Below are 11,927 nucleotides of genomic sequence, written 5' to 3'. Positions count from 1 at the left end.
TAAAAAAAATAAAAGTATTTCTATCTGAAATATCAAAAATAATAATAACCAATAAAATATTTTAACCATAGACATAACATTTATTTTTCTATATCGTAAAAGTGTGTTGACAATATTGAAAAATAATAAGATTTGGAGGAGATTTATACATGGATTTATGGATGATCTTCACCCCTATTCTTTTTTTTATACTCTGTTTTGTTATTCTGCTTAGCTCAAATAACGAAAAGAAAAGAATTTTTCGCATGGAACAACGCATTCATCATATTGAAGATCTCTTGCATCAAGTAGGGGAAAAAGTAGGAGTCGAATTAGATACTGTTTCACCCAAAGACAATGACATCATTCAGCTCATCCATCAAGGGAAGAAAATCGAAGCAATCAAACGAACACGTGAGATATATGGATATGGTCTAAAGGAAGCAAAAGAATATGTAGATCAATTGGATTGGAAGATACACCATTGATACAACAAACCCAGTTTTTCATACTGGGTTTTGTTATTTATACACAGCACAGCTTGAGATTTTTTAAAGCACACATCTGTCATAAATTGAAGTTTCCTCTTGACATTTCAAATACATTTGAAATAATAGATGTTAGTTCAAATGTATTTGAAATGAGGTGCCGTTATGGCTTTTAAACGACAAGAAATAATTAGTCTAATAAGCATTTGTGTAGGTAGTTTCCTAATTATTTTAGATTCCAATATTGTAAACATTATAATCCCAGAGCTACGAAGACAACTTCAACTAAACCTTTCACAAACTTCATGGATAGTAAACAGTTATGTGTTGGCATTTGCTTCATTGATATTACTCTTTGCTAGGATCAGTAAAAGAACGGGAGCGAAAAATGCTTTTATTACTGGCATTACCGTCTTTATGGCAGGTTCTCTATTTTGTGCGTTGTCAACAAACTATATTGACTTACTAATCTCACGAATTATACAAGGGATTGGTGCTGCTTTATTTGCACCTGTTGCAACAAAATTACTCTCTTCTACTGTCACAGAACCTCGAAAACGAGCAATTGCCTTTGGTATCTGGTCAGGCACCTCGGGCATAGGATTTGCCTTCTCTCCATTGGTTGGGGGACTTTTAAATGATGTCTGGGGATGGCAAAGTATTTTCTTAATTAATATTCCGTTCACGTTAATCGTTATTTTGACTGCAAGTATTGCCATTCAGGATGTGAAGAGGGAAAGTATACCGATCTTTTTTAAGGAGCAAACGATTGTAGTACTCCTTATTGTATCGTTGGTGTATATAACTCATGAGTATAAATTGATGGATCAATTGCCAATTTTATTCACGATAGGTTCCCTTCTTCTACTCCTTTTAGGCTGGAGATACATCTTGCAGTTTAAGCAAGGAAAGACACATGTCTTATCCCGACAAATGTTTTCGCGATTAAATATTTCCAGCTTGATTAACGGCTCCACCTATAATTTTTCGATTTACGGGATTATGTATTTCCTCTCTATTTATTTTCAAGAAGACATTCATTTATCGTCTTTTGAAACAGGGATTAAATTTTTGCCTATCACATTATCAGGTATGTTGGTCTCCTCTTTTCTATCCCCAATATTAGTAAATAAACTTGGAAAAACATTCACACAGCAACTATGTTTATTTGCGATTGTGGGCGGAAGCATACTCTTATTTGCATACTTTACAATAGCGGCTTTACCATCTCTCATCATACTCAGTTTCATTCTCTTAGGATCATCAGGAGCCATTGCACCGGTATTAATGAATGCTGCTTTTTCTGCAACAAAAGAAACATATCACAACGAGATATCTTCCTTAGTCAATCTAGTAAGACAAATGGGGAGTATTTTGAGCGTGATGACTGTATCTATTTTATTAAGTCTCTTCTCAAAAGAAGTGACGATACTATATTTCTTATCCCTTTCCATACTCGTCCCTGTTTTGGCAAGCATCTACTTAACATGGGCAAATAAACCAAAGATACGTTCCAATCCATGTCTAGATAATCACAGTACTACAATGAATTTAGCCGAGTAGAAATGGATTAGCAATCGATACATCAATTATATGGATGTATCTTATTACAGATCGATGGATTTAAGGAGACAAAACGATGCAGATGATTCAATAAAGCCCAGTATCGCAAGTAATACTAGGCTTTATCTTCATGTATTATTTTTTGGTTTCGACTTTCTCTTGCTGCTTTTTTTAATGCCTCCATATCTCCACTGACAATACTATCAATATGATTGGATATCGTTTCGATGTGCCAGTCCCACCATTGTATAACCAGCCACTCCTCTGCTATTTTTCCGCAGAAACGCAGTTTGATTCGTTTTGCTGGATTCCCACCTATTATCGTATATGGATCTACGTCCTTAGTCACAACGGAATGAGAAGCAATGATAGAGCCATCTCCGATCGTCACATCTGGCATTATCGTTACATCTTTCCCAATCCATACATCATTTTCACATATTTGATTTCCATTCCTATTCCTTTTTATACAATGGCGCAATACGATCAATGCGATTGGTCCAGATCCATCCAGAGAAACCTTTCGGAAGACGTTTGATATCTGCTGGTGTATCAAAGCCGCTCGAAAACTCACTGCCATCCCCACCAACAATGACTACTTGCGTACCAGCCTTCTCCATTCGGTCTAAAAACTTGACAGGCCATCCCCATAACCATGGCCCTATTTTTTCGGGTATATGAAGCTCAGTATGCTCGCAAGTTTGCGGGATATAACCAGTCCAACCTATTGCGATATAAGGAATTAGACAACTTTTCATGGTCGCTTTGGACATCACACGCATATCTGGCAACTTCGCTTTCAAAGCTGCAATCGGCTCATCTCCACCGTAAACAGTCAATAAACTGCGGTGTTTTGCTGATAATTTGCCCAAATAGGAAGCAAGCAACTCACCTTCTAATGGATCGCTGCTCTTCACATCGATCAATAACTGTTTATTTGGGAAATGATCCAGCACTTCTGTCAGGGAAGGCATCAATCCAATACCTTTGCCTCGAAACGGATACGTCTTTCCATTATCAGCAGTATAACCATACCCAATATCGACTTTCTTTAGCTGTGCCATGGTGTAATCTTTTGTTACACCTTTTACATTTGTACGGCAGTCCATCGTCCAATCATGAAAGATGGCAAATTGCTTGTCCTTTGTCTCATGTACATCTAATTCCACTAGATCTGCCCCTTTTTGAAAGGCAGCCTCCATGGAAGCAATGGTGTTTTCTAAAAAAGGGTACTCCGGTTGATAGATACGTTCCGCTGTACATGTGTCATTTTGAATATTTACCATCGAAAACGTCTGGGCCAACCCACGATGTGCGAGTAATTTTGGGGTAGGATGAAGCGGCTTGGAAAACAATGAAGTATTATTTATGTATATAAAAGCAACTAGCACCACAAAAGTAAGAAAAAATTTGCTTTTTGCTATTTTTTTCAGTCTATTCACGAACGATGCCCTCCCAGATGGTATCCAGTTGTTGTTGTAAAATTGATATACTTTCTTCTTTTCTGCCAACCGTTATCAGCACATAAAGAAATGCAGCAACCAAACTGGAGGCGATTTGCGAACTTTCCCATTTGGACACAATTTGTTTCTTTGCTTTTGCATGTTCAATCAACTGTGTTACTATCGCTTGAAAATTTTTTATATTGGATGTCTCTAACTCTTGTTGAATTTCACTTCTTATCGTCTCTTGTAAAATAAGCCCTAATATATCTTCATGCTTTTGATAGATCAAGAGTAATTTCACAAAAAAACCTTTGATTCCCTCAATCAGAGACCCCTCTTGATGACTTTGTAACATTATTTCTTCCAACCGTTCCATATAGGTATCCGTTATGTATAACAAAATATGTTCCTTCTTCGGGAAATAATTAAAAAACGTTCCTTTAGCAATTCCACATGCTTCTGTGATCTCTTCTACTTTTACGTTTTCATACCCCTTTTGTTTAAACAGCATCATCGCATGCTGAATAATGGATTCTTTTGTCTGTTTTTTCTTTATCTCTCTTCGCACTTTTCCACCACCAAAAAAATGACCATGGTCATTTTTGACTGTGGTCATTTTACCGTTAATTGTCTCATGATGCAAGAATTTTTCTGCAAAAGCGATCCAAGCTGGAGGATTTGGTGGAAACGGTAGTGTTAATAATAGCGGCGGTGGTGAGGCAGGATCGTTCAATAGTGGAACAAACCAAGTCAATACTGCTGAAATCGTTACAGGCAATGGAGCTGTTGTGATTACGACCATTTGCTGTTAGGAATATACGTATAAAATTCCAAAGGATTTATATATCCAATATTGAAAACAAACTCTTTTATACAGAGTTTGTTTTCGTTTCTGCTAGTATTTATCAATATATTTATAAAGCTAATATTTTATTTTCTTACCTGATTATAAAATAGTATACTTTAAATAAAGGTTGACCCTTACGAAGAAAGGTCCATCATGACCAAAGCGTCCCATCGCGCCAAAATCAAGTGTGGTTACAAGGGTTGCACGAATCGGGCAGGAACTTTTCCCATTAAGGATAAGGAAAGTGGCAAGATGCTGCTTCCCTGTCCGACTTGCCTCGGCAAGATTCAGGATAACAACGAGAAGAAGTGATTCCCTCCCATCAGAGGTAGAGTTCGCTAGTTGAAGTCCTCCTAATTTCATAAGGGTCATCTCCCCCGAGGTTCACTATCTGCAAGGATAACTGAACTTCGGGGGACATAATTTTTCTACCTCTATTTCCTCCATTATCCAGCGTCACTCATCTATGATAAATTAAATCAAACAAACATCTGCGAAAAGGCGTGCATAATATGAGAAGTTTACCACCACTAGTAGGACTTATGTACGATCTTCATTATTACAATGAACGTTTTAACCATTTGAGTACTATTCTTTTAAATAAAGGCTTTGCAGTCTTTCAACAGGAGTTTAAGGAAAATGACTCCTGTATTGAAGAGACTACGAAGGTATCTTTGTTACATATCGCAGCAGCTGGTAACAACATAGAAGCGATCCACTTCTTTGTTGGGCAAGGAATTGATATCAATACACAGGATATCGATGGAAATACACCTTTGCATTTTGCTGCATTAACTGGTTGTAAAGAAGCAGTAGAAACGCTTTTGTCTCTTGATGCTAGTGTGGATACTGCCAATGACTATGGCCTTCTTCCTTGGCAAGCTGCACGAACAGGAGAAATAATGCAGAAAGTACTTCCTAAAAAATTACCACCGACACTGCCAAAAAAATCACTGTATGAAGCAGTTGAATCGGAAGATATCGAAGAAGTAAAAACTTTACTCACATTGGGTGTACATCCCAATCTTCTCAATGAACGAGACTATCAAGTAGAATTCCGACTGCCGATCCATATCGCCGTGGATACAAAAAACATAGAGCTGACAGAACTTCTGCTCAAAAATGGAGCAAAACCGGATTATCCAAATCATTATGTACATGTCCCTCTGGAGAATGCCATCAAGCAAGAAAATACCGAGATGGTAGAGCTTTTGTTGCGCTATGGAGCTGATCCCAATCATCCTATGGGTAATATGCCTTCCTTGCTTCATCTTGCGACGAGACGCAATTTACTTGAAATACTAGAGCTTTTGCTGCAATACGGTGCTGATCCAGAAGTACAAGTTGGCGGACATTATTTTTACCATCCACCACTTCGAGATGCGGAGTCTACAGAGGCAATCGATATCCTTATTCATTATGGAGCGAAAACTGAACCAGAAATGATGAAAGATTTTTTGATCTGGCCGATTGGCAGAGGTGACACCGAAATCGTGAAAAAGTTTATTAAAATCGGTGCTCCTGTTCGTAGTGCAGGACTATGGAATGAAGCAATCCGAGGTTCCAATCGCCACGATCAAACGATTCCGCTTTGTAAAGTATTATTGGAAGCTGGTTTGGATGTAAATGCGCCGATTAACTATTTTGGCACTCCACTGATACGAGCCATTCACTATAGAAACATCGAATTAATAAATCTATTTTTGGATCATGGTGCTGATCTAAATACGACAGATCCAGACTCCGGATTTACTCCTTATGAACTGGCTTTCCATTTATTGGACCAAAAAATCATCGATCTATTGGCAAAACGCATGCAAAAAGCAACACTGCCTCTTCCTGATATTCAGCCTGCACCTATGGTGGATGAGGTAAATGATACAATAAAAAAAGATCACAGTGATCTGATGCTGCTTAGTTTATATGGAATAAACCCGGATAATCACTTCAAACGATTGTATACATTAAAAGAGAAGTTAGGTTATCGTACAGAGGCAGTTCCTTTTATGATTCAAAGCACAGCAGACGAAGAGGAAGAATACTACGAAGAATGGGATGAAAGTTACAAGCCGCCGCTGTCTGATTACCAAATCCTTTTTCATCCAACCGATGCTCGCTGTTATATATTATTAATTAATTGGTATGATGATTTTAATTACAGTACCATCTACCATTTGCATGTCTGCTGTGAGAAAAAATACGAAAAAGAGATTCAAGCACTCTTCCAACAGTGGTATGAAAATCCTGACGAAAAAACAGATAAAGATTTAATCAATCGTTACCAACCAGGCGTATATCTCTATAACTGGAACCAAAATAAACTTTCGGATGAAGATAAGTCGCGGCTGGAAGAAGCACAAAGCTTTTATATATCAGCAGTGGAAGAAATTCATAAAGCATTAAGATAAAAAAGGATACCAATAAATGATATCCTTTTGTTTTATTAAAATTTTACGATATAGGCTAATCTACTGTTGCAGCAGTGTCTCTGGATCCCCAAAGACACTGCTGCCTTTTTCAGTTCTGCTTACGGGCTTCAACCCACTCTAGTATCTGCTTCAGATCCAGATCGTTTTCCACCTCACAATACCACTGGAGGGCAAGATACGCAGATTCATAATCGCCCATGCGAATTCGCCTGGCGATCTTTTCAGCTTCCATCCTGTACGTATTTGCCTCATACCCCGAAGTAAGATACTTCAGAAACCTTTCCAGTGCGTTGTCATTCGGCTGAATGTTGTAGGTTCTATCGCGCAGCCTTCGACCGATTCTCCCCATCTCTGCAGCAACAGCCTGTGGAGTAGCAGACGGACCATTAAGCATGTCTTTTCTCCTGAGAGCAGACGATTATCTTATTTGTACTATACAATGTTTTTCCGGATAATTCTATACGTTAACGTTGACAACTCCATACGGTTAAAGCCGTTGGATTTTTGGGACAAAAGTTAGATGACCATTTCATCGACTGTAACCTTCCTTTCTTTGTTAAAACCGCAAATCAGCAATCTTATCCAGATCAATTCCATACTTTGCATAAATTTTTACCGTGTTTTCGCCAGTTAACTGCTCTTCTTCAAACCCCAGCTGTATTGCCGTTTCGATCACTTTCTCTTTGGAATCAGCTTCGATTTCGATGTATGGCGGGATCATCGGCCAATGATCGAGTTCCACTCTGCTGTTATGGAGTAAAAAACTAGTCCGTTCGTTTTCTTGATAAGCAGAAGGAGTAAAACCCATTAATTGCAGCAAAGCATTGGTTTTCACAAAATCATCGACGATCACTTCCTCTTCTTCTGTACCGCTGATCCCGTCATGATATATTTTTTTCACCGTCAATGTAATCTGTTTTCCGTCATCTCGCAGTCGTATCCAGTGCCCTCTCTGCTCAGGGTTAATATCGTAAACATAACGTTTCATCAATGCTTTTCCAAGTTTCGTCCCTCCTAATTGCATGATTTTGTCCTCCAACTCTGCTTTGTCGATATCGATTACTTTTGCTTCAAATTCAATGGACATGTAATATCACTCCTTTGGATTTCTTGTTTTAGCCGATTGTATTCTTTTCTTTGAAACTTCTCGATTTCACGGGCTGTCTCACTCTCTAAAAATGCATCTACCGGCTGGCATAAATCCATCCGTTGAATGCAGACGCCAACTTGATAACACCCGAAATGATCTTTGTAGAGACGAATGCCATAAAATCCTTCATGACAATCTTTGTCGTTGTTAAATGAACAAGTTTTACACATACTGGGCAGCCGTACATTTCGTAGTTTTCTATACCAAATCTTTTTATTGTCCTTAAGCCAGTACTCAAATCGCTCATCGGAAACACCTGCTGTCACCCGATAAGATACTAGACTTGCTCCATGTTCCTTTCCCAATGATCGAATGGCTTTTGTGGCTTCTTCTCTTGTTTCCAAGGAACGCATGATCCGAATACTGATTTCAGGTGGAAAATCATCTAACAACCGTCGAATACGCTCAATATGGGAAGAATCTACGATGACCATGTTCACCGCTACTTTGATTTGATGCTCAATTGCACAACGCATCGAATCTCGTAATGCTTTTATTTTATGCTCACCCCATTGCGGAGTTTTACAAGATGCATTTTGTACTTGCATCAACTCTTCTCCCGTTGTACCGAAGACGGAAAAGTTTATTTTTTTTAGACCTGCTTTCGCTGCATCTGGGATGACCTTTGCTCCATTTTCACCATTGGAAGTCATTCCTACTGACAAACCTTGAGCAGAAATCAACTCCACTAATTGCGCTAATTGAGGATGCAACGTCGGCTCTCCACCAGTCAAATGTACTTCTTTTAAATCAAAGCGTTTCTGCAATTTATCCAAGGTAACACGAAATTCGTCATCCGGCATAATGATTGCCGAACGAAAGTTGACGCCATTTGTTTTGGCATAAATCGATGTTCTGCCAGATGCACCATGGGTTATCCAATTACCTGCTGCTTGCTTTCGGTTGTCTGCCGTTACAGGCGTACCCTCGTTATGACAAAAGGTACAAGTCATGCCGCATGAATCGATTATTTTGATGCGAAGTGTTTGATCGCGCTCCACAAAACGCGGTATCTTGCTACAAACCATTCTCCTTCTCTCCTGCTGCAAAAATATCGTAGTTTTTCCCATGAATATAGGTGTTTCCATTGCCCATGTCGACGATGACCGGGTCGAGTAAAATCATCTCTATTGTTGTATTGTCTTTGGTGGTGATCTCTAGTTTGGAAACTCGCTCAGAAACACGCGGTTTTGCGCACGGATTTTCATCAAAGTAATATTCCACGCGTGACTCCGTTGAGGAGGTTGTCCAATTGGATTGATCGTAAAAGCGGTATCTGGGAGCAACTGCGCGCAAATGATCCAAAAATTCAGTTACTTTTACCGCACAACCTTCCACAATAAGACGCAAAGACATGTATTCATCACCTCTTCCGTTAAAATAATATGTATCAATAAAATATATAACAAGGGAAAAGAACAGTTATTGCTCCACCACTTGCTTTTCTAAGCGTTATTTTAATCTGAATTGTATAATTTTACAACATTAATAATTTTCTAATTTTTTTCTGCAATTGGCACAGTTTTCTGGTATATTATGCTAAACAAACAAGATTTCAAGAACAAACACGCAGACTGTTCAGAAAAAAGGAGTAGGCAATGCGCAAAGATATAATTGGTTCTTTTTTACTCGATGAACGGAAGAAACAAGGGAAAACATTACGAGACGTTGCCACCTTATTAGAATGCAGCATTTCCACCATCAGCAGCATAGAACGGGGATTTATCAGTGTTGGAGATGACAAATATATCGAATATGCCAAATGTCTTGGCATCGCAGAGTCGGTATTCGGCATTGAAAATCAGATGGTTAAACGAGAAAAGGGGATTATGCAGGAACTAAAACATATTGAAATTATCTCCATCGGTAATCAAAAAGCAGCATTGGAACGATTAAATGCAATCTCAGACATTCATCACTATTCCGATGCCACTACTTTTGCAGAGTTTATAAAAGGTAAAATTTATTACTTGCAAAATGAGTACGCCAAATCCAAAAAAAGCTATGAGCAGACACTTAAAAAGTTGGACGAGTGCCCCAATCTGGAAAAAACCAATATGCAATGTATTTGTTATAGTGAACTTGCAAGAATTGCTTTTTATGATCAGCAAGATTATGAATTGAGTTATCAACTGACAAACCAAGCAATTAAAGTGTATGTACCAGATGGTGAGCGGACGCATTTTAAAGGATATCTGCTTCTTAATCAAATCATCTATCTGGAGCATCTCAATCGAATTGAAGAAGCTTATCAATTTGCAGAAAAACTACTAGCTGAAAAAGATGTTTATATTACAAACCCTTTTATTACGATCCAAGCATATGAGAGATATGCAGCAGTCTTAACAAGACTTGGATTACCATTAAAAGCTTTGGAATATGCAAAAATCGGATTAGAAATAGCTCTGCAAAATAAACACTTCTTACTTTTATTTTCTTTGTGGATTACGATTGGTGATATTTATGTCTCCATACGTGATTATGAGGAAGCTAAAATAAGTTATCAACAATCACTTGATTTGATTCATCATGTTACCAATATGTCTCATTTGATTTGTGAAATGTACTTTCGTTATGCACAAACGCTTGCAAAAATCGAAGACATAGATGAATCAGAAACAAAATTAAATCAGGCGATAAAACATTTAAAAGCAACAAAAAAAGCAGATAAATTCGAATTGCAAATTTACCAATTATTAGGAAAAATTCAAAGGAAGCAAAACAGACGAGAAGATGCAACAACCACTTATATCAAATTGGAAAAATTGCTTCCATGTAATAAAGTTTCCATTGACATCTACTTAGACTTATGTGAATTTTATAAGGAAATTGAAAATGAATCAAAAGCGAACCATTATCAACAATTACTGTATAAAAAAATCAAGGAGGAGTCATTATGATATCAGGTGTTCCAGGCGGAGAATAATTTTAATGCACCTTTTTTAAAATCGAGAAAAAGCAACCTTCCTTCGAGTTGGTTGCTTTTCCTTATGCGACAAAAGAAAGTCGCTTATACATTTTAATGACTAATTTTGATAATATATAAGCAAGTATACAAACTTACTGGAGGTCGAGATGTACGACGAAAATCTTCCCGCTGACGAGCTCATCTGGTTCCTGACCCGAATCGTGAACATGGTTCTGCCTGAAACTCAGGAAATCATCAAGAAAGCGGCTCGGAACGGCTCCCTTTCCGTCAAATCGATGGTCTCCGGCGGGGAGATCTTCGAAGAGGTGAAGAAGCTGTACCTTGCAGCGGCTGAGAAGCTCAATTTCAATGCATCCCGGATCGTCGAAGGCAACACATCTGCCTTGATCAGCGTGGTGCTTCGAAACAATCTCCGCTAGCATTTCTTCATCTGCGGCTGATCTCCCTCCGCAGATCCGCGTATAGAGCAGATCAAAGGTGGACTACCAATCACTTTATGCAACATGTGATCAGTAGTCCGCCAGCGCAAATGAATGATTTCATATATAGATGACTAAAACGGGCTTCGACTTGCTCTTTTTTAGCAAGGAGATCATGTATTGGAAATGAAAGGCTTCATTTCATTTTAATCTATTTTCTAATCATGTGACCTGAGCTGAAGGAAAACAAATATTTGTTTCGAATGTTGAATTTCCGATCAGCAAACCAGCCCCTTGTTACATTTACTTTAACATGCTAAACTTTTCAATCGCTTCTTGTTTGGTAGGCAGGAAAAAGAAATCTTTTCCCCTGTTACATTCATAAATAAAATCTTTTAAGCTCTGGCTGGAGTAACTGGCAAAATCTCCAACAAATGCAACTTTCACCTGATAGTTGATAAACTTCTGGAGGATTTCTCCTAAAAGCCGCGTTTTCAAATCGAAACAGCTTTCCACAACAGAAGATTTGTTGATAATGATTCGATCACAGTCCGTTTCATATCGAACCGTTGCCATCAAATCCAAAGCGGATTGAATATCCTTGATTAGTATCTCATCACTTCTTATAATGGCAACATTTTCGCTTTCTAGTTTCTCTATATGCATAATAAACCTCCA

At 38.2% G+C, this 11,927-nt stretch carries 13 protein-coding genes and 1 pseudogene; 5 read left to right on the top strand and 9 right to left on the bottom strand.

Features of this window, described 5'->3' with window-relative positions; genetic code table 11:
- Positions 1-149: 149 nt before the first annotated feature.
- Complete coding sequence (locus AC5WOC_RS14165; protein ID WP_496056056.1) at positions 150-467, top strand: ribosomal protein L7/L12; 318 nt, start codon at positions 150-152, stop codon at positions 465-467.
- Between the two features lie 165 nt (positions 468-632).
- A complete protein-coding gene (locus tag AC5WOC_RS14160) occupies positions 633-2,030 on the top strand; it encodes an MFS transporter (RefSeq protein WP_496056055.1) in 1,398 nt (465 codons plus the stop codon).
- Positions 2,031-2,145: 115 nt separating this feature from the next.
- Here the strand turns inward: AC5WOC_RS14160 and AC5WOC_RS14155 are convergent.
- The 4 genes and pseudogenes from AC5WOC_RS14155 to AC5WOC_RS14140 all read right to left on the bottom strand — a co-directional run.
- Positions 2,146-2,466: pseudogene (locus AC5WOC_RS14155) on the bottom strand (LbetaH domain-containing protein); the annotation flags it as partial.
- Between the two features lie 19 nt (positions 2,467-2,485).
- Positions 2,486-3,472 carry a glycerophosphodiester phosphodiesterase family protein gene (locus AC5WOC_RS14150; protein WP_496056054.1) on the bottom strand — a complete coding sequence of 329 codons (987 nt, stop codon included), beginning with the start codon at positions 3,470-3,472 and terminating at the stop codon, positions 2,486-2,488.
- Positions 3,465-4,277 carry a TetR/AcrR family transcriptional regulator gene (locus tag AC5WOC_RS14145; RefSeq protein WP_496056053.1) on the bottom strand — a complete coding sequence of 271 codons (813 nt, stop codon included), beginning with the start codon at positions 4,275-4,277 and terminating at the stop codon, positions 3,465-3,467. The genes AC5WOC_RS14150 and AC5WOC_RS14145 overlap by 8 nt, the downstream gene beginning before the upstream one ends.
- A gap of 144 nt (positions 4,278-4,421) precedes the next feature.
- Positions 4,422-4,685, bottom strand: coding sequence for a hypothetical protein (locus AC5WOC_RS14140; protein WP_496056052.1), 264 nt, complete (start codon positions 4,683-4,685; stop codon positions 4,422-4,424).
- Between the two features lie 149 nt (positions 4,686-4,834).
- Here AC5WOC_RS14140 and AC5WOC_RS14135 point away from each other — a divergent pair, with 149 nt between their 5' ends.
- Positions 4,835-6,730, top strand: coding sequence for an ankyrin repeat domain-containing protein (locus AC5WOC_RS14135; protein WP_496056051.1), 1,896 nt, complete (start codon positions 4,835-4,837; stop codon positions 6,728-6,730).
- A 109-nt stretch (positions 6,731-6,839) separates the two neighbouring features.
- Here AC5WOC_RS14135 and AC5WOC_RS14130 read toward each other — a convergent pair whose 3' ends face one another.
- The 4 genes from AC5WOC_RS14130 to AC5WOC_RS14115 all read right to left on the bottom strand — a co-directional run bounded on the left by AC5WOC_RS14130 (position 6,840) and on the right by AC5WOC_RS14115 (position 9,257).
- Positions 6,840-7,145: a hypothetical protein gene (locus AC5WOC_RS14130; protein ID WP_496056050.1), complete on the bottom strand. Its 306-nt coding sequence runs from the start codon at positions 7,143-7,145 to the stop codon at positions 6,840-6,842.
- A gap of 162 nt (positions 7,146-7,307) precedes the next feature.
- Complete coding sequence (locus tag AC5WOC_RS14125) at positions 7,308-7,838, bottom strand: class IV adenylate cyclase (protein ID WP_496056049.1); 531 nt, start codon at positions 7,836-7,838, stop codon at positions 7,308-7,310.
- Entirely contained in the window at positions 7,811-8,929 is a 1,119-nt protein-coding gene (locus AC5WOC_RS14120; RefSeq protein WP_496056048.1) for a radical SAM protein, read from the bottom strand. The genes AC5WOC_RS14125 and AC5WOC_RS14120 overlap by 28 nt, the downstream gene beginning before the upstream one ends.
- On the bottom strand, positions 8,919-9,257 hold the full coding sequence (locus tag AC5WOC_RS14115) for a hypothetical protein (RefSeq protein WP_496056047.1): 339 nt from the start codon (positions 9,255-9,257) through the stop codon (positions 8,919-8,921). The genes AC5WOC_RS14120 and AC5WOC_RS14115 overlap by 11 nt, the downstream gene beginning before the upstream one ends.
- 242 nt (positions 9,258-9,499) lie before the next feature.
- On the opposite strand from AC5WOC_RS14115, the gene AC5WOC_RS14110 reads away from it, so the two are divergent.
- Both AC5WOC_RS14110 and AC5WOC_RS14105 read left to right on the top strand, forming a co-directional pair.
- The gene (locus AC5WOC_RS14110) at positions 9,500-10,801 is read left to right on the top strand and encodes a helix-turn-helix domain-containing protein (RefSeq protein WP_496056046.1); all 1,302 of its coding nucleotides are present in this window, start codon (positions 9,500-9,502) and stop codon (positions 10,799-10,801) included.
- A 175-nt stretch (positions 10,802-10,976) separates the two neighbouring features.
- On the top strand, positions 10,977-11,249 hold the full coding sequence (locus tag AC5WOC_RS14105) for a hypothetical protein (protein ID WP_496056045.1): 273 nt from the start codon (positions 10,977-10,979) through the stop codon (positions 11,247-11,249).
- Positions 11,250-11,552: 303 nt separating this feature from the next.
- On the opposite strand, the gene AC5WOC_RS14100 is transcribed toward AC5WOC_RS14105, so the two are convergent.
- Positions 11,553-11,915, bottom strand: coding sequence for a DUF4180 domain-containing protein (locus AC5WOC_RS14100; RefSeq protein WP_496056044.1), 363 nt, complete (start codon positions 11,913-11,915; stop codon positions 11,553-11,555).
- Positions 11,916-11,927 lie beyond the last annotated feature (12 nt).

It is taken from the genome of Shimazuella sp. NTD247 (genome assembly GCF_059510415.1).
The sequence above is the reverse complement of the archived record's forward strand: the minus strand, read 5'-3'. Positions and strand labels throughout refer to the sequence as shown.